Source organism: Streptomyces sp. S4.7 (assembly GCF_010384365.1).
Lineage (GTDB): Bacteria > Actinomycetota > Actinomycetes > Streptomycetales > Streptomycetaceae > Streptomyces.
In genome coordinates this window covers 3229861-3248046 of record NZ_CP048397.1, presented here as the reverse complement: position 1 = coordinate 3248046, position 18186 = coordinate 3229861, and the positions used below count along the sequence as shown (strand labels likewise).

The 18186-nt window shown below is 71.8% G+C and carries 15 protein-coding genes and 2 pseudogenes; 13 read left to right on the top strand and 4 right to left on the bottom strand.

The features are described from left to right. Positions 1-38: 38 nt before the first annotated feature. From SSPS47_RS14160 to SSPS47_RS14130, 6 genes are read left to right on the top strand one after another with little or no spacing between them, the layout of a single operon-like run. Positions 39-830 (top strand): TIGR03084 family metal-binding protein, encoded by a 792-nt coding sequence (locus SSPS47_RS14160; RefSeq protein WP_164251453.1) that lies wholly within the window; start codon positions 39-41, stop codon positions 828-830. A gap of 2 nt (positions 831-832) precedes the next feature. Beyond that, on the top strand, positions 833-2554 hold the full coding sequence (locus SSPS47_RS14155) for an acyclic terpene utilization AtuA family protein (RefSeq protein WP_239064907.1): 1722 nt from the start codon (positions 833-835) through the stop codon (positions 2552-2554). Next, positions 2551-4155, top strand: coding sequence for a carboxyl transferase domain-containing protein (locus tag SSPS47_RS14150; RefSeq protein WP_164251451.1), 1605 nt, complete (start codon positions 2551-2553; stop codon positions 4153-4155). The genes SSPS47_RS14155 and SSPS47_RS14150 overlap by 4 nt, the downstream gene beginning before the upstream one ends. A gap of 8 nt (positions 4156-4163) precedes the next feature. Then, positions 4164-6446 carry a biotin carboxylase N-terminal domain-containing protein gene (locus SSPS47_RS35395; RefSeq protein ID WP_239064906.1) on the top strand — a complete coding sequence of 761 codons (2283 nt, stop codon included), beginning with the start codon at positions 4164-4166 and terminating at the stop codon, positions 6444-6446. Continuing rightward, a complete protein-coding gene (locus tag SSPS47_RS14135) occupies positions 6443-7579 on the top strand; it encodes an acyl-CoA dehydrogenase family protein (RefSeq protein WP_164251450.1) in 1137 nt (378 codons plus the stop codon). The genes SSPS47_RS35395 and SSPS47_RS14135 overlap by 4 nt, the downstream gene beginning before the upstream one ends. A 60-nt stretch (positions 7580-7639) precedes the next feature. After that, positions 7640-9268 (top strand): AMP-binding protein, encoded by a 1629-nt coding sequence (locus SSPS47_RS14130; protein ID WP_164251449.1) that lies wholly within the window; start codon positions 7640-7642, stop codon positions 9266-9268. 25 nt (positions 9269-9293) lie between these two features. Here SSPS47_RS14130 and SSPS47_RS14125 read toward each other — a convergent pair whose 3' ends face one another. Next, the gene (locus tag SSPS47_RS14125; protein WP_147876737.1) at positions 9294-9485 is read right to left on the bottom strand and encodes a hypothetical protein; all 192 of its coding nucleotides are present in this window, start codon (positions 9483-9485) and stop codon (positions 9294-9296) included. 197 nt (positions 9486-9682) lie between these two features. Here SSPS47_RS14125 and SSPS47_RS14120 point away from each other — a divergent pair, with 197 nt between their 5' ends. Both SSPS47_RS14120 and SSPS47_RS14115 read left to right on the top strand, forming a co-directional pair. Beyond that, positions 9683-10816 carry a glutathione-independent formaldehyde dehydrogenase gene (locus SSPS47_RS14120; RefSeq protein ID WP_164251448.1) on the top strand — a complete coding sequence of 378 codons (1134 nt, stop codon included), beginning with the start codon at positions 9683-9685 and terminating at the stop codon, positions 10814-10816. A 14-nt stretch (positions 10817-10830) separates the two neighbouring features. Further along, positions 10831-10929, top strand: coding sequence for a DUF397 domain-containing protein (locus SSPS47_RS14115; protein WP_329033615.1), 99 nt, complete (start codon positions 10831-10833; stop codon positions 10927-10929). A gap of 45 nt (positions 10930-10974) precedes the next feature. Here SSPS47_RS14115 and SSPS47_RS35390 read toward each other — a convergent pair. Next, a pseudogene (locus SSPS47_RS35390) lies at positions 10975-11097 on the bottom strand (transcriptional regulator); the annotation flags it as partial. Between SSPS47_RS35390 and SSPS47_RS35385 the strand changes: the two are divergent. After that, positions 11086-11606 (top strand): annotated as a pseudogene (locus SSPS47_RS35385) (aldo/keto reductase); the annotation flags it as partial. The pseudogenes SSPS47_RS35390 and SSPS47_RS35385 overlap by 12 nt on opposite strands. Here the strand turns inward: SSPS47_RS35385 and SSPS47_RS14105 are convergent. Next, positions 11600-12811, bottom strand: coding sequence for a methyltransferase (locus tag SSPS47_RS14105; RefSeq protein ID WP_164251447.1), 1212 nt, complete (start codon positions 12809-12811; stop codon positions 11600-11602). The pseudogene SSPS47_RS35385 and the gene SSPS47_RS14105 sit on opposite strands and share 7 nt — an antisense overlap. A gap of 290 nt (positions 12812-13101) precedes the next feature. Between SSPS47_RS14105 and SSPS47_RS14100 the strand changes: the two genes are divergently transcribed. The 3 genes from SSPS47_RS14100 to SSPS47_RS14090 all read left to right on the top strand — a co-directional run bounded on the left by SSPS47_RS14100 (position 13102) and on the right by SSPS47_RS14090 (position 15694). Further along, complete coding sequence (locus tag SSPS47_RS14100) at positions 13102-14190, top strand: serine hydrolase domain-containing protein (RefSeq protein ID WP_239064905.1); 1089 nt, start codon at positions 13102-13104, stop codon at positions 14188-14190. A gap of 185 nt (positions 14191-14375) precedes the next feature. Further along, positions 14376-15110, top strand: a complete 735-nt coding sequence (locus SSPS47_RS14095; protein ID WP_164251446.1) for an enoyl-CoA hydratase family protein — start codon at positions 14376-14378, stop codon at positions 15108-15110. Continuing rightward, positions 15098-15694 (top strand): TetR/AcrR family transcriptional regulator, encoded by a 597-nt coding sequence (locus SSPS47_RS14090; protein ID WP_164251445.1) that lies wholly within the window; start codon positions 15098-15100, stop codon positions 15692-15694. Before SSPS47_RS14095 ends, SSPS47_RS14090 begins: the two co-directional genes overlap by 13 nt. 88 nt (positions 15695-15782) lie before the next feature. Here the strand turns inward: SSPS47_RS14090 and SSPS47_RS14085 are convergent, their stop codons facing one another. Beyond that, on the bottom strand, positions 15783-16883 hold the full coding sequence (locus tag SSPS47_RS14085) for a citrate synthase 2 (protein WP_147876743.1): 1101 nt from the start codon (positions 16881-16883) through the stop codon (positions 15783-15785). 289 nt (positions 16884-17172) lie between these two features. On the opposite strand from SSPS47_RS14085, the gene pdxH reads away from it, so the two are divergent. Then, a complete protein-coding gene (pdxH, locus tag SSPS47_RS14080) occupies positions 17173-17802 on the top strand; it encodes a pyridoxamine 5'-phosphate oxidase (RefSeq protein ID WP_164254573.1) in 630 nt (209 codons plus the stop codon). Positions 17803-18186: the final 384 nt, after the last annotated feature.

Sequence of the window (18186 nt, the reverse complement as noted above, 5' to 3'; positions counted from 1 at the left end):
ACCACGCCGTGTCCCGAGAGCCGATGGGAGTGCGTCCCGTGTCCGACCCTGCCGCGCCAATCCTCGACGATCTGCGCAGCGAGAGTGAGGAAGTCGACCGGCTCGTGGCCGAGTTGGGCGACGAGAGCTGGTCGCTCCCGACCCCGGCGGCCGGCTGGACCGTCGCCCACCAGATCGCCCATCTGGCGTGGACCGACACCGCGTCCCTCCTCGCCGTGACCGACGAGGCCGTCTTCGCCGACGTGGCCGCGAAGGCGCTCGCCGCCCCCGACTCCTTCGTGGACGAGGGCGCCGAGGCCGGCGCCGTACTGCCGCCGGACCGACTCCTCGCCCACTGGCGCGAGGGCCGCGAACGGCTCCACCACGCGCTGCGCTCCGCACCCCCCGGCGCGCGTTTCCCCTGGTACGGGCCGCCGATGAGCGCCCCGTCGATGGTGACCGCACGCCTGATGGAGACCTGGGCGCACGGCCAGGACATCGCGGACGCGCTCGGCGTGCGGCGCGAGCCGACCGCGCGGCTGCGGCACGTGGCGTGGATCGGCGTACGGGCCCGCGACTACGCCTACCTCGTCCGCGGCGAACAGCCACCCGCCGCCCCCTTCCGGGTCGAACTCACCGGACCCCAAGGCCAGTTGTGGACATACGGTCCCGAGGACGCCGACCAGCGCGTCACCGGGCCGGCCCTGGACTTCTGCCTGCTCGTGACACAGCGCGCCCACCGCGCCGACCTGGACGTACGGGCCGAGGGCCCGGACGCCGGCCGATGGCTGGACATCGCCCAGGCGTTCGCGGGCCCGGCGGGTCCCGGCCGCCCGGCGAAGGGGGCCTGAGCGTGCCGGACACCTCTCACCCCACCCGCGACGTCCTGCGCGTCGGGAACGCCTCCGGCTTCTACGGCGACCGCTTCGACGCGCTTCGCTCCATGCTCACCGGCGGCCCGCTCGACGTGATCACCGGCGACTACCTCGCCGAACTGACCATGCTCATCCTCGGCCGCGACCGGCTCAAGAACCCCGCGTCCGGCTACGCCAGGACATTCCTGCGGCAGTTGGAGGAAGGGCTCGGGCTCGCGCGGACACACGGCGTGAAGATCGTCGCCAACGCGGGCGGGCTGAACCCGGCGGGACTGGCCGCCGCCGTACGCGAACTGGCCGAGCGCGTCGGCGTCCCCGTGCGCGTCGCGCACGTCGAGGGCGACGACCTGCTCGCGGCGCGCGACTGGGGCGAGGGTGTGCTCACCGCCAACGCCTACCTCGGCGGCGCCGGCATCGCCGAGTGTCTGCGCGGGGGGGCCGACGTGGTGGTGACCGGCCGGGTCACCGACGCCGCGCTCGTCACCGGCCCCGCCGCCGCGCACTTCGGCTGGGGCGCCGACGACCTCGACGCCCTCGCGGGCGCCGTCGTCGCCGGGCACGTACTGGAGTGCGGCACCCAGGCCACCGGCGGCAACTACGCCTTCTTCGGTGAGCACGACGTCCGCCGCCCCGGCTTCCCGCTCGCCGAACTCCACGCCGACGGCTCCGCCGTCATCACCAAGCACCCCGGCACCGGCGGAGTCGTCGACATCGGCACCGTCACCGCGCAGTTGCTCTACGAGACCGGCGGAGCCCGGTACGCCGGACCCGACGTGACGGCCCGGCTCGACACCGTACGGCTCACCCAGGACGGCCCCGACCGGGTCTCCGTCACCAGCGTGCGCGGCGAGGCACCGCCCCCCGCGCTCAAGGTCGGGCTGAACCGGATCGGCGGCTGGCGCAACGAGGTCGTCTTCGTCCTGACCGGACTCGACATCGACGCGAAGGCACGGCTGGTGAAGGAACAGGTCGCCGACGCGCTGGCGGCGCCGGGCGTCAAGAAGGCGCCGGAGGAGGTCCGTTGGGAGCTGGCGCGCACCGACCGGGCGGACGCCGGCACCGAGGAGACCGCGAGCGCGCTGCTGAGGCTCGTCGTCCGCGACAGCGACCCCGACGCCGTCGGCCGGGCGGTCAGCGGCGCCGCCGTCGAGCTGGCGCTGGGCAGTTACCCCGGCTTCCATGTCACCGCGCCGCCCGGCAAGGGCGCTCCGTACGGCGTCTTCGAGGCGGCGTACGTCCCCGCCGCCGAGATCCAGCACACGGCGGTGCTCCCCGACGGCACGCGCGTACCGGTGCCGACCGCCGCCCCCACACGCGTACTTGAACCCGTCCCCGAGCCCCCGCTCCCCGACCCGCTGCCCGCCGGACCCACCCGCCGCGCCCCCCTCGGCCTGATCGTCGGCGCCCGCAGCGGCGACAAGGGCGGGGACGCCAACGTCGGTGTGTGGGCGCGCGGTCCGCAGGCCTGGCGCTGGCTCGCGCACGAGCTGACCGTCGAGCGACTGCGTCAACTCCTGCCCGAGACGGCCGACCTGACCGTCACCCGGCATGTCCTGCCCCATCTGCGCGCGCTCAACTTCACCGTCCAGGGCCTCCTCGGCGAAGGCGTCGCCGCACGCGCCCGCTTCGACCCGCAGGCCAAGGCGCTCGGCGAGTGGCTGCGCTCCCGGCACGCCGACATCCCGGAGGTTCTGCTGTGACCGTGCTCCACTCGGCGCTGGACACCGCGTCCCCCGACTACGCCGAGCACCGCGCCGAGATGCTCACCAAGCTCGCGGACCTCGGCACCGAGCACGCCAAGGCGCTGGCCGGCGGCGGCGAGAAGTACGTGGCGCGGCACCGTAAACGCGGAAAGCTCCTCGCCCGCGAGCGGGTCGAGCTGCTGCTCGACCCGGACACCCCCTTCCTGGAACTGTCCCCGCTCGCCGCCTGGGGCAGCGACTACCCCGTCGGCGCGTCCATGGTCACCGGCATCGGCGTGGTCGAGGGCGTCGAATGCGTCGTCACCGCCAACGACCCGACCGTGCGCGGCGGCGCGTCCAACCCCTGGACGCTGAAGAAGGCCCTGCGCGCCAACCGGATCGCGTACGAGAACCGGCTGCCGCTCATCAGTCTCGTCGAGTCCGGCGGCGCCGATCTCCCCTCCCAGAAGGAGATCTTCATCCCCGGCGGCGCTCTCTTCCGCGATCTGACGCGGCTCTCCGCCGCCGGGATCCCCACGGTGGCGGTCGTCTTCGGCAACTCGACGGCGGGCGGGGCGTATGTGCCCGGCATGTCCGACCACGCCGTGATGATCAAGGACCGGTCGAAGGTCTTCCTGGGCGGGCCGCCGCTGGTGAAGATGGCCACGGGCGAGGAGAGCGACGACGAATCGCTCGGCGGCGCGCAGATGCACGCCCGCGACTCGGGGCTCGCCGACCACTTCGCCGTGGACGAACCGGACGCGATCCGGCAGGCGCGGCGGATCGTCGCCCGCCTCAACCGGCGCAAGGCGCACCCCGATCCGGACCCGGCGTCGGTCGAGCCGCCGAAGTACGACGAGGACGAACTGCTGGGCATCGTCCCCGGCGACCTCAAGATCCCCTTCGACCCGCGCGAGGTCGTGGCACGGATCGTCGACGGCTCGGACTTCGACGAGTTCAAGCCGCTGTACGGGCCGAGTCTGGTGACCGGCTGGGCGACACTGCACGGCTGCCCGGTGGGAGTGCTCGCCAACGCGCAGGGCGTGTTGTTCAGCGCCGAGTCGCAGAAGGCCGCGCAGTTCATCCAGCTCGCCAACCAGCGCGACATCCCGCTGGTCTTCCTGCACAACACCACCGGCTACATGGTCGGCAAGGAGTACGAGCAGGGCGGCATCATCAAGCACGGCGCGATGATGATCAACGCGGTCGCCAACTCGAAGGTCCCGCACCTGTCGGTGCTGATGGGCGCCTCGTACGGAGCCGGGCACTACGGCATGTGCGGCCGGGCCTACGACCCGCGGTTCCTGTTCGCCTGGCCGAGCGCCAAGTCCGCGGTGATGGGGCCGCAGCAGCTGGCGGGTGTGCTGTCGATCGTGGCGCGCGGCTCGGCGGCTGCGAGGGGGCAGCCGTACGACGAGGACGGTGACGCGGCGCTGCGCGCCATGGTGGAGGCGCAGATCGAGTCGGAGTCGCTTCCGGCGTTCCTCTCCGGGCGGCTCTACGACGACGGGGTCATCGACCCGCGTGACACCCGCACGGTGCTCGGCCTGTGCCTGTCGGCGATCCGCACGGCGCCCGTCGAAGGCGTCCGGGGCGGCTTCGGCGTCTTCCGAATGTGAGGCTTACGTTGATATCCACTCTCCTCGTCGCGAACCGTGGCGAGATCGCCTGCCGCGTCCTCCGGACCTGCCGCGAGCGGGGCATCGGCACGGTCGCGGTCTTCTCGGACGCGGACGCCGGCGCGCTGCACGTACGCGAGGCGGACGCGGCGGTACGGCTGCCCGGCGCCGCCCCCGCCGACACGTATCTGCGCGGCGACCTGATCGTGAAGGCGGCCCTCGCGGCGGGCGCGGACGCGGTGCACCCCGGCTACGGATTCCTCTCCGAGAACGCCGGGTTCGCGCGGGCGGTGCTCGACGCGGGGCTGGTGTGGGTGGGTCCGCCGCCGGAGGCCATCGAGGCGATGGCCTCCAAGACCCGTGCGAAGGAGCTGATGGCGGCGGCGGGTGTGCCGCTCCTGACACCGGTGGACCCGGCCTCGGCGACCGAGGCGGATCTGCCGCTGCTGATCAAGGCGGCGGCGGGCGGCGGCGGCCGGGGGATGCGGGTGGTCCGCTCGCTCGACGCCGTGGGGGAGGAGTGGGAGGCGGCCCGCGCGGAGGCCCGGTCGGCCTTCGGCGACGGCGAGGTCTTCGCGGAGCCGTACGTGGAACGGGGCCGGCACGTCGAGGTCCAGATCCTCGCCGACGCGTACGGCACGGTGTGGGCGCTGGGCACCCGCGACTGCTCCCTGCAACGGCGGCACCAGAAGGTGATCGAGGAGTCCCCGGCGCCGGGCCTGACGGCGGAACTGCGCGCCACCCTGACGGACGCGGCGGTCGCGGCGGCGCGGGCGGTGGAGTACCGGGGCGCGGGCACGGTCGAGTTCCTGCTCTCCCCGACGGGCCGCGCGTACTTCCTGGAGATGAACACCCGCCTCCAGGTCGAACACCCGGTGACGGAGGAGGTGTTCGGGGTCGACCTGGTCGCACTCCAACTGATCCTGGCGGAAGGCGCCGCCCTCCCGCCGACCCCACCATCCCCCCTCGGCCACGCGATCGAGGCCCGCCTCTACGCGGAGGACCCCTCCCAGGACTGGGCCCCCCAACCGGGCCGCGTCCACGAGTTGACGGTGCGGGGGGTGGGGGAAGCGGGCCCGCCGTACGCGGCCGAGCCGCGGGCCGCACGGCCCTCGCCGGCGACGGGCGCATCCGGCCGGGCCGAGTCGGGTGCGCGCGCCGTCGATCCGGGCCGGATCGACGCGCCGGGCGCGGGCGGGACGGGGGCGGTCGGTCCGGGCGCCTCCGGCGCGAACGAGCCGCGGGTCGCCCGGACTGCGGGCGCGGGCGGTTGGGCCGGGACGGGCCACCCCGGTCCGGGCGCCTCCGGCGCGGGCGCGACGGGTCCCGCCTCCGGCGGCCTCGGCCGCACCGGGGCCGACATCGGCGGGGCCGGCGGCCCCGGCCCCCGCGTCGCCCCGGACGCACCGGAACCCGCGCTCGTCGGGCGCGGTGGGCACCCCCGTGTGCGGGTCGATACCGGGTACGGGTCCGGGGACAGCGTCGGGGTGCACTACGACTCCATGCTCGCCAAGGTCGTCGCCTGGGCACCCACCCGTGCCGAGGCCGTGCGAGTGCTGGCCGGCGCGCTGCGGCGGGCGCGTGTGCACGGGCCGGTCACCAATCGCGAACTGCTCGTACGGTCCCTGCTCCACCCGGACTTCACCGGCGGGCGGCTCGACACCGGGTTCTACGAACGCCACCTCGGCGCGCTCACCGGGCCGACGGCCGAGGACGCCGGACGGCCCGCCGCCGTCGCCGCCGCGCTCGCCGACGCCGTACGCCGGGGCCACCCCCTCGGCGGGTGGCGGAACCTCGCGTCGCAGCCGCAGACCAAGACGTACGGCGAGTACGAGGTCCGCTACCACCGCACCCGCGACGGGTTCCGCGTCGAGGACGACGCCGTACGCGCCGTCGCCGTCGCACCCCACCGCGTCAGCCTCGAAGTCGACGGCGTGCTGCGCCACTTCGACGTCGCCGAACACGGCGACCACGTCTACGTCGACAGCCCCGCCGGCTCGTACCGGCTCCGCGTCCACCCCCGCTTCACCGACCCCCGGACCGCCACCGCGCCCGGTTCGCTGCTCGCGCCCATGCCCGGCACCGTCGTACGGATCGCGGACGGGCTCGGCGAGGGCAGCGCCGTCACCGCCGGGCAGCCGCTCATCTGGCTGGAGGCCATGAAGATGGAGCACCGCATCACCGCTCCCGCCTCCGGCACGCTCACCGCGCTCCACGCCGTCCCCGGCAGCCAGGTCGAGGTCGGCGCGCTCCTCGCCGTAGTCACGGACACCGCCCAGGAGGACACATGAGCATCGTCGAAACGCAGGAACACCAGGATCTCCGCGCCGCCGTCGCCGCCCTCGGCCGCCGGCACGGCCGCGGCTTCGACCGCGACACCCTGTGGAGCGAGGCGGGCAAGCTCGGCTACCTCGGCGTCAATCTCCCCGAGGAGTACGGCGGCGGAGGCGGCGGCCTCGCCGAACTCTCCATAGTCCTCGAAGAGTTGGGCGCCGCCGGCTGCCCCCTGCTCCTCATGGTCGTGTCACCCGCCATCTGCGGCACCGTCATCGCCCGCTTCGGCACCGAGGAGCAGAAGCGCGAATGGCTCCCCGGTCTCGCCGACGGCTCCCGCACCATGGCCTTCGGCATCACCGAACCCGACGCCGGTTCCAACTCGCACCGCATCACCACCACCGCCCGCAGGGCGGACGACAGCGACGGCTGGATACTCAACGGCCGCAAAGTCTTCGTCTCCGGCGTCGACATCACCGACGCCACTCTCGTCGTCGGCCGCACCGAGGACGCCAGGACAGGCTCCCTCAAGCCCTGCCTCTTCATCGTCCCGCGTGACGCGCAGGGCTTCCACCGCTCGCAGATCGACATGGAACTCCAGGCGGTGGAGAAGCAGTTCGAGCTGGTGCTGGACGACGTACGGCTGCCCGCCGACGCCCTCGTCGGCGACGAGGACGCCGGACTCCTCCAGCTGTTCGCCGGCCTCAACCCCGAACGCGTCATGACCGCCGCCTTCGCCCTCGGCATGGGCCGCCACGCCCTCGACAAGGCCGTCGACTACGCCAGGACCCGGCAGGTCTGGAAGCAGCCCATCGGCGCCCACCAGGCCATCGCCCACCCGCTCGCCCAGGCCTACATCGAGATCGAACTCGCCCGGCTGATGATGCGCAAGGCCGCGCACCTCTACGACGCGGGCGACGACGCGGGCGCGGGCGAGGCCGCCAACATGGCCAAGTACGCGGCGGGGGAGGCCTGCGTACGCGCCGTCGACCAGGCCGTACACACCCTCGGCGGCAACGGGCTCACCCGCGAGTACGGTCTGGCCTCCCTCATCACCGCGTCTCGCGTGGCCCGTATCGCGCCCGTCAGCCGCGAAATGATCCTGAACTACGTGTCCCACCAGTCCCTGGGTCTCCCCAAGTCGTACTGAGACAGGTCATTCTGTCCGTCCCACGCACCTGGCAGTCCACGCGTCGAAGGGATCGTCCTCATGATCTTTCACAGCGAGTACGCGGATGTCGAGCCGGTCGACCTGCCCATCCACGAGGCGGTACTCGGCCGCGCGGCCGAGTTCGGCGAGGCCGTCGCCCTCGTGGACGGTACGGACGGAACGACCGTCACCTATGCCCAACTGGACGCCTTCCACCGCCGTACCGCCGCCGCGCTCACCGCGGCCGGTCTGCGCAAGGGCGACGTCCTGGCCCTGCACAGCCCCAACACCGTCGCGTATCCGGTCGTGTTCTACGGGGCCACCCGCGCCGGCGCCTCCGTCACCACCGTCCATCCGCTGTCCACCGCCGAGGAGTTCGCGAAACAGTTGCGGGACTCCTCGGCCCGCTGGATCGTCACCGTCTCGCCGCTGCTCGAAGTCGCCTGCAGATCGGCCGAGTTGGTCGGCGGCATCGAGGAGATCCTCGTCTGCGACCGGGCGCCGGGCCACCGCTCCGTACTCGACATGATCGCCACCGGGCCGGCGGCCGACGGCGCCGGACGGCCCGCCGCCGACGCGGACATCGATGTGGACATCGACCCCGCCGAGGACATCGCCGCCCTCCCGTACTCCTCCGGCACCACCGCCAGCCCCAAGGGCGTCATGCTGACGCACCGCTCCATCGCCACCAACCTGGCGCAGCTCGACCCCGTCATCCCCATGGGCCCCGGCGACCGCATCCTCGCGGTACTCCCGTTCTTCCACATCTACGGCCTCACCGCCCTGATGAACGCGCCACTGCGGACCGGCGCCACCGTCGTCGTGCTGCCGCGCTTCGAACTCGACCAGTTCCTCGGCGCGATCGAGACGCACCGCATCAACGGCCTGTACGTCGCCCCGCCGATCGTCCTCGCGCTCGCCAAGCACCCGGCCGTCGCCCGCTACGACCTGTCCTCGCTCGACTACGTCGTCAGCGCCGCCGCGCCCCTCGACGCCCGCCTCGCCGAAGCCTGTTCGGCCCGGCTGGGGCTGCCGCCCGTCCGGCAGGCGTACGGCATGACCGAGCTGTCGCCGGGCACGCACGTCGTCCCGCTGGACGCCGTCGACCCGCCCGCCGGAGCCGTGGGCAGGCTCCTGCCCAGCACCGAGATGCGTATCGTCTCGCTCGACGACCCCGGCACGGACGTCCCCGTGGGCACCGACGGCGAAGTCCTCATCCGCGGCCCGCAGGTCATGAAGGGCTATCTCGGACGTCCCGAGGAGACCGCCCACATGATCGACGCCGAAGGCTGGGTGCACACCGGCGACATCGGCCGGGTCGACGCCGACGGCTGGCTGTTCGTGGTCGACCGCGTGAAGGAACTCATCAAGTACAAGGGCTTCCAGGTCGCCCCCGCCGACCTGGAAGCGCTGCTGCTGACCCATGAGTCGATAGCCGATGCCGCGGTGATCGGTGTGTACGACGAGGCCGGGAACGAGATCCCGAAGGCGTATGTCGTCCGCCGGCCCACGGCGCCCGAACTGACCGAGTCCGACGTCATGGGATACGTCGCGGAACACGTCGCCCCGCACAAGAAGGTCCGCCGGGTCGAATTCATCGAGGGTGTCCCGAGGGCCGCGTCGGGCAAGATCCTCAGGCGTGAACTCAGGGACCGCGAAAGGCAGCCGGAGACGATAACGCCGACGTGACGTATGCGTCCGGTCGCAGAGAGCGTCAGCGGTCCGCGATGTCCTCGCGAAGTCCGTCGGAGAACTCCCACCACGACAGAGCGAGCCAGTCTCCATTGACGAAGGCGTCCACGGTGGAGCCGCGTCCGTGGACGGCCACGGTCGTGCCGGGCGGATAAACGGTGCCGGACAGCCCCGGCGCGGCGACGAGCAGAGTTCCCAGTCGCTGTGCGGACACGTTTCGTCACCCTCTCCATTTCATGGTACGGCGCCGGGCGGCCATTTACCGGAGAATGCCGACTTGCCCCATCGGCCGGGGCGGAGAACCATTGAGAGGTGGGTCACGCGGGGAGAGCGGCCGGGGCGGGGCGGCCGGGGGTGGGTGAGGCCGGGTGGGGCAATCACACACGTGCGCAGCCGGACGGAGGTGGCAGCATGAAAGCCGTCGTTTACAAGGGACCTTTCAGCGTCGCGGTGGAAGACGTCGAAAAGCCGGGCATCCAGCATCCGAACGATGTGATCGTACGGGTCAGCACGACCGCGATATGCGGCTCGGACCTGCACATGTACGAGGGCCGCACCGCAGCCGAGCCCGGTATCGTATTCGGCCACGAGAACATGGGAATCATCGACGAAATCGGCGAGGGCGTCACCGGCCTCAAGAAGGGCGACCGTGTCGTCATGCCCTTCAACGTCGCCTGTGGATTCTGCACCAACTGCGTCGACGGATTCACCGCGTTCTGCACGACGGTCAATCCCGGTTTCGCAGGCGGTGCTTACGGCTACGTGTCCATGGGCCCCTGGAAGGGAGGCCAGGCCGAATACCTGCGCGTTCCGTACGCCGACTTCAACTGCCTGAAGCTGCCGCCGGGACAGGAGCACGAGAGCGATTTCATTCTGCTCGCCGACATCTTCCCCACCGGCTACCACGGCTGCGAACTCGCCCAGGTGCGCCCCGGCGAGAGCGTCGCGGTGTACGGTGGCGGGCCGGTCGGACTGATGGCCGCCTACTCGGCGCTGCTGCGCGGCGCGCGAAAGGTCTTCGTCGTGGACCGGGTCGCCGAGCGGCTGCAGAAGGCCGAGGAGATAGGCGCGGTGCCGATCAACTTCGGCGAGGGCGACCCGGTCGAGCAGATCAAGGAACAGACCGAGGGCGTCGGCACGGACAAGGGCATCGACGCCGTCGGCTACCAGGCGAAGGCGCACGGCACGGACACCGAGGAGCCGGCGACCGTCCTGAACTCCCTCGTCGGAACGGTCCGCGCCACCGGGGCGCTCGGCGTACCGGGTCTCTACGTCCCGGCCGACCCGGGAGGCCCGGACGAGCAGGCCAAGCAGGGCATGCTGCTCGTCGCCATCGGCAAGCTCTTCGAGAAGGGCCTGCGGATGGGCACGGGCCAGTGCAACGTGAAGAACTACAACCGGTTCCTGCGGGACATGATCATCGACGGCAGGGCGAAGCCGAGCTTCGTCGTCTCGCACGAACTGCCCCTGGGCCAGGCGCCGTCGGCGTACGACAAGTTCGACAAGCGGATCGAGGGCTACACGAAGGTGATGCTGCACCCGTAGACCGTGTTCCGATCTTGGACAGCAAGACCCCGCACGGCCCGGTGCTCGCGTTCGACGCGTCCGGCTGGGGATCCTTCATCTCGGCCGTGAAGCGCGGCGCGTTGGGCGCCTGACGCGTCAGATGTACGAGGCGGCGGCCCCGTTTGCCAGTGCCCGGTTCACCGGGGTGAGGAAGGCGCGGTCGCGGTCTCGGTGTAGCGGCGGGCCAGGCGGGCGAAGGCGTCTTTGAGTTCTGCGGCGCCGACACCCTCGATGTCGGCGTCGAACCTGCCGAGGGCGGCGGGCTGGAGCGGTTCCGTACCGAGCAGCCGCCCTACTCGATCCTCAACCGTGCCATCGAGCGCGAGGTGCTGCCGGTCTGCGAGCGCTACGGCATGGGCACCCTGGTCCGGAGCCCGCCGGCCATGGGCCTGCTCACCGGTTCCACCGTAAGGGCCGCCTGTCCGACGCACACGCCGCACGTATCCACCGGGTGCCCCAGCACATGACCGACGAGCGCAAACTGGACGCCGTCGAGCGACTCCTCCCGCTCGCCGAGCAGGCCGGTCTGTCGCTGACCCACATGGCGTTGGCGTTCGCCATCACCCACCCCGGTGTCACCGCGGCCGTCATCGGCCCCCGCACCATGGTCCACCTCGACGACCTGCTCGCGGGCGCGGCGACCGCACTGGACGACGATCTCCTCGACCGGATCGACGCGATCGTCCCGCCGGGTGCGGATGTCGGACCGCTTGATGTCGCGTACGTGCCCCCGGCCCTCACAGAGTCGGCGCTGCGGCGGCGTCAGCCGGGGAGCGGGGCGGCGGCGGGCGAATGGCCGTGCCGCTCCGGTGAAGCCGGTTCGCGGGTGCCGTCGCTCTGTATCACCCACACCGTGTGGGCCCCTGCCGTATCCACGGTGAGGCCGTACTGGTCGACGCTCGGGCGGCCAAGGCTCTCCCACCGGGTGTGAGCCGCCGTGATCTCGTCCCAGAGCCGCCGGGGACCTGCCTGGGTGACGGTGAACCGGTCGGCGTGTTGTCCGTCGTAGTCGACCGTGGCCCAGGACGGCCCGGTGTCGTCGGCTACATCGAGCCGTGCGGGAGCGTGCTCGCCGCTCGCGTCCCAGGCGAACCAGGCTCCGGGAACGGTGAGTCCGACGTGGAACTCCGCGTTCAGATTTCCTCCGGCGACGGCCCACGGGGACAAGGCCGAGGACGTCACATGCCGGGGTTCGGGCGGACCGCCGTTGTCGGCGGGCGCGGTAGCCGACGGGACAAGCTCCCGCATCGGCATGAACGAGGCGAAGTCGTGGAACCGGCCTTCGCCGCCGCCGTCCGGTGTCGTCGTCAGCACCAGCGTGCCGTAACCGCTGCACCAGGCGGAGTTCCACGGGGTGACGATGCGGCCGCCCGGTTCTGTCTGCTCCAACCAGGCCGACGGGAGCCGGTCGACCGAGAACGTGGCGATGATCCGCTTGTACGGAGCCCCGGCCGGCCAGCCGGCCCCGGCGTCACCGCGTACCACCTTCGGCGCGTGGCCGACTGCCTTCAGATTCCGCTCCGCCTCCGCGGCGAGCGTGGGGTCCAACTCGACGGTGGCGACGGCCTGATCGTCACAGAGGTGGCAGAGCAGCGCCGCGTTGAACCCGGTGCCCGCGCCGAGTTCGAGAACACGGAGCCCTGCCGCCTCCCGGTCCAGGTCCGCCAGAGCGAGCATGCGGAGCACCATGGAGGGCATGGACGCGGACGAGGTAGGTACTTTGTCGGTGAGCTGTGTGACGAGCGGAGCGTCGCTGTAGGCAGCGCTCAGCCACTCGCCGGGGGCGGCGGCCCGGTCGCACGGCCGGTAGCCGCCCTCCCCGTCGCGCAGCCAGATGACAGCAGGGAGAAAGAGATGCCTCGGGACCGCGCGGACCGCGCGGTCGAAGGCGGACGGCACCGGGCCGATGAATTGGGCTACCGCGGCTAGGAGTTGCTCGGTGAGGTCGGCCGCCGACCGTGCTGGTGTGCCCACTTCACCTACTTCTTAGGGGGAGGCGGCGGCGGTGTCGGCTGCGCCGGTGGGATGGGCCGGTTGGGCTGGTGGCCGTCGTCGCTGATGGGGGTACGGTGTTTGGCCGTTGTTACCGCATCCATGCTCGCCTCCAGAACGCATACGTTCGTCCTCCAACCGTAGGGAACGATGCCCGGTTCGTGCAGGGCGCATTGGCGGCCGAGGGTGGGGATAACCCCCGGCCGGATACGGCAACGCGCCCCCTCGTGGCGGCCCCGCGCCTCCGGCAGGCTCGTCGTACGGCGTGCACCGTGCCGTACACACTGATCACGGAGGTCGGGATGATGCGTGCCCAACGGGCGTGGGTGAGCGCGCCCGCCGCCGTCGCGGTGATCGTGGCGGGCACCGCCGCCTCCGCCGCGCCCGCCGAACACGGCGCGGATCGAAAGACGTTGCAGGAGCGGCTGGACCACGTCGTGGACGTCGGCGCCGTCGGGGCCCTGGCGGAGGTGCGGGACGAACACGGCGTCTGGCGCGGCACCAGCGGGGTCGCCGAGCTGGGTACGACGCGTGCCGTGCCGGCCCGCGGCCATTTCCGGGTCGGCAGCATCAGCAAGACGTTCGTCGTCACCGTCGTTCTGCAACTCGTAGAAGAGGGCGAGCTGGGGCTGGACGACACCGTCGAGTCGTGGCTGCCCGGAGTCCTACCGGCCGGCGAAGGCATGACCGTGCGGCAGCTGCTCAACCACACCAGTGGGGTGTACGACTACGTCAGCACGCTGCCGATGCCGCCGGGCCAGGAGTTCGTGGCCAACCGGTGGCGGACCTGGACCCCCGACGAGTTGGTGCGGCGGGCGGTGGCCAATGCGCCGTCCGTCGACCCGCCGGGGTCGCGCTACTCGTACTCCAACACCGGCTACCTCCTCCTCGGCCGGATCATCGAGAAGGCGGCCGGCCAGTCGTACGCCGAAGAGATCGAGCGACGGATCATCGAGCCGCTGCGGTTGCGCGGAACGTCGGTGCCGGACACGTCCCCGCGTGTGCCCCAGCCGCGTCCCCGCGCCTATCTGCCCGTCGAGCCCGGCGGTACGGCGCACCCCACGGACTACACGGAGATGAATCCGTCCCTGTTCGGCACGGCCGGCGACATGATCTCCACGACCCGCGACCTCAACCGCTTCGTCGCCGCGCTGCTCGACGGGTCTGGTCTCCGACCACCTGCCGGCGGAGACGAAGAAGCCCGGTGCCGAGGGTGCGACGTACGGACTGGGTCTGGACTGGTACGACACCGCGTGCGGGGTCCGTGTGTACGGCAACGACGGCGACGCCCTGGCCTACCAGGCCTGGTCGTACTCCACGGAGGACGGGCGCCGCCAAGCCACGGTCGGGCTCACGTCTAACCGCCCCGCTGACCCGGCCGACGCCGTCCACGCGCTCCTGGACGAAGCCTTCTGCGACTGAGCCGAGCAACTGCCCGCGACTGCCGCGACCACCGGAATCATGCATGCGCGCTTGATTGATTCGGCGCACGCTGCCACTCTCTGAACCCTCGCACACCAGCCCGCGAACGGGAGACGGAGACCACGTGACGCTCGTCGCGACCGCGCACGAGCGCGGCATCACCACCTTGACCCTGGACGCGCCGGCCAAGCGCAACGCCCTGTCCGCACGGCTCGTGGGCGAGCTGGCCGACGCGCTCACCGGGTGCGCCAAGGACCCCTCCGTACGCGCCGTGGTGCTCAGCCACACCGGCGGCACCTTCTGCGCCGGCGCCGATCTGAAGGAGCCGCCGAACCCGTACACCTTCGTCGCCCTCCTGCGGCAGATCGTGGAGCACCCCAAGCCCGTCGTGGCGCGTGTCACCGGCCATGTCCGGGCCGGGGGGCTCGGGTTGCTGGGGGCCTGCGACATCGTGATCGCCTCCACCGACTCGGACTTCGCCTTCACCGAGGTACGGATCGGAGTCGCGCCCGCAGTGATCTCGATGCCCCTGCTGCCCCGGATGACACCGCGCGCCGCCGCCCGCCACTACCTCACCGGCGAGACCTTCGACGCGGCCGAGGCAGTCACCGACGGGCTCGTCACCGAGGCCGCCGACGACGTGGACAGCGCGCTCGCCCCGGTCCTGGAAGCCCTTCGCAGAGGCTCCCCGCAGGGTCTGGCCGAGTCCAAGAAGCTGCTGAGCGCGCGGGTGCTGGAGACCTTCGACCAGTACGCGGAGGATCTCGTCCAGCGCTCGGCGTCCCTCTTCGCCACGGCCGAGGCCCGCGAGGGGATGTCGGCGTTCCTCGAACGGCGGGACGCGGCATGGGTGCGGTGACCACCTCCAAGGAGCCCAAGCAGGACCGGAGCCGCGTCACCCGCCGGCGGCTGCTGGAGGCCGCCGTCGCGTGTCTCGCCGAACACGGCTGGGCGGGCTCCACCGTCTCCGTCGTCGCCGAACGCGCCGGGGTGTCGCGGGGCGCGGCGCAGCACCATTTCCCCACCCGCGAGGACCTGTTCACCGCGGCCGTCGAGTACGTCGCCGAGGAACGCTCCACCGCCCTGCGCGCGCTCGCGCCGAGCGGGCCGACCCACCGCCGTGAGGTGGTCGAGGCGGTCGTCACGCTCTACACCGGGCCGCTGTTCCGGGCCGCGCTGCATCTGTGGGTCGCCGCCTCCGACGAGGAACAACTGCGGCCCCGTGTCACCGAACTCGAAGCGCGGGTCGGCCGTGAGGCGCACCGTATGACCGTGGAGTTGCTGGGCGCGGACGAGTCGGTCCCCGGCGTTCGGGAGACGGTCCAGGGCCTGCTGGACATGGCGCGCGGCCTCGGCCTCGCCACCCTGCTGACGGACGACACGCAGCGGCGGAACCGGGTGGTCGCGCAGTGGGCGAGGATCCTGGAAACGGTGCTGGGCTGACGGGGAGGGCCGACCCGACCGGATCCGGACCGGATCCGCCGGAGGGCACCGCGCGACACGCGGAGCCCTCCGGCGTCCGGGCCGTCCGTCAGGACGCGATGTCGTCGTACCCCTCGATCTCGCGCGGGTCCCGCGACCCCGGACCCACGTACCGCGCCGAGGGCCGCACCAGCCGGCCCGTCCGCTTCTGTTCCAGGATGTGCGCCGACCAGCCCGCCGTACGCGCGCAGGTGAACATCGACGTGAACATGTGCGCGGGCACCTCGGCGAAGTCGAGCATGATCGCCGCCCAGAACTCCACGTTCGTCGCCAGCACCCGGTCCGGCCTGCGCGCGTGGAGCTCCTCCAGCGCCGCCTTCTCCAGCGCCTCGGCGACCTCGAAACGCGGCGCGTCCAGCTCCTTCGCCGTACGCCGCAGCACGCGGGCGCGCGGGTCCTCCGCCCGGTAGACGCGGTGGCCGAAGCCCATCAGCCGCTCGCCCTTGTCGAGCGCCTGCTTCACGTACGCCGTCGCGTCGCCCAGCCGCTCGATCTCCTCGATCATGCCGAGGACCCGCGACGGGGCGCCGCCGTGCAGCGGCCCGGACATGGCGCCGACGGCCCCCGAGAGGGCCGCGGCGACGTCCGCGCCGGTGGAGGCGATGACGCGGGCCGTGAACGTCGAGGCGTTCATGCCGTGCTCGGCCGCCGACGTCCAGTACGCGTCGACCGCCTTGACGTGCCGCGGGTCGGGCTCACCGCGCCAGCGGATCATGAAGCGCTCGACGACGGACTCCGCCTTGTCGATCTCGCTCTGCGGCACCATCGGCACGCCCTGGCCGCGTGCCGACTGCGCCACGTACGACAGGGCCATGACGGCGGCCCGAGCCAGCTCGTCGCGCGCCGTCGCCTCGTCGGTGTCGAGGAGCGGTTTGAGGCCCCAGACGGGGGCGAGCATCGCGAGCGCCGCCTGCACGTCGACGCGGATGTCGCCGGAGTGGACGGGGATGGGGAAGGGCTCGGCGGGCGGCAGCCCCGGATTGAAGGCGCCGTCGACGAGCAGGCCCCACACGTTCCCGTAGGACACGTGGCCGACCAGATCCTCGATGTCGACGCCCCGGTAACGGAGGGCGCCGCCCTCCTTGTCCGGTTCGGCGATCTCCGTCTCGAAAGCGACGACTCCCTCGAGTCCGGGTACGAAATCGGACATCAGGCGGCTCCTCTGGTGTGACGGGCGTGGAAGCGTGCGGCTGAACCGGGAGACGGCTTACGGCCTACGGCCCGCGATCCGATGTCAGAAGTTGTCGGCGCCGATACGGATCCCCGGTCGTTGTCCTACGACTCGCGGTCCGGAACGGTCATCCGTACTCACCGTCCTGCCCAACCCGGACAATGAATCAACCATGACACGGTCCCGGCATTGGGCGAGGATGGGTCGCGTGCCTCACATCCCGCCCTCCGCGGCCCCCGACCCCTCAGCGACCCCGGACCCCGCCGTGATGCGCGAGCAGTACCGCGGCACCGCGTTCCTGGAGAGCGACCTCGCACCCGGGCCGATGGAGCAGTTCGCGCGCTGGTTCAAGGACGCGGTGGCCGGCGGTCTGCACGAGCCGAACGCGATGGTCCTCTCCACCGCGACGCCCGACGGCCGCCCGTCGTCGCGCACGGTGCTGCTCAAGGCCTACGACGAGCGGGGCTTCGTCTTCTACACCAACTACGGATCCCGCAAGGGCCGGGAGATCGCGGCGAACGGTTACGTCGCCCTGCTCTTCCCCTGGCACGCGCTGGCCCTCCAGGTGGTTGTCACCGGTGCGGCGGACCGCGTCGGCCGCGAGGAGACGGCCGCGTACTTCCGCACCCGCCCGCACGGCTCCCAGCTCGGCGCGTGGGCGAGCGACCAGTCCACGCCGATCGGCTCGCGCGCCGAACTGCTCGAACGGTACGAGGAGCTGGGCCGCCGCTACGGGCCCGACGAGCAGGTCCCGGTCCCTCCGCACTGGGGCGGCGTCCGGGTCGTCCCGGAGACCGTCGAGTTCTGGCAGGGCCACGAGAACCGGCTGCACGACCGGCTGCGCTACGTCCGCGAGCCGCAGTCCGACGGCTGGCGGGTGGAGCGGCTCTGCCCGTGACGCGGCGTCCTGGGTGAAGGCGGGCGACCGGGAACACGGACGACCGAACGCGGACCACCGAACGCAGACGACCCGCGTGCTCAGGTTCCTCCGGGGAGGAGCCGGCCGGACTTACCGGCGAGCACGCGGGTCGGGTGACTGCTTGGATTGGGCCGGTGGTTCACCGGCACCGCACGTGTGCGACGACGGGCGTCAGCCCGCAGCCACCTCACTTGTCCGGATTGAAATCACTTCCGAACCACCTCCCTTCTAGTGTGCTCACCAGCCTAGGAAGCCCTCCCGCGACCCACAAGTGATTATTTTGGATTTCCACCGCACAACGATTTCCCGGAACAAGGTGTGTGCTGGGTCACGTTCGAGTTGAATGGTCGTAGGTGTGACCAA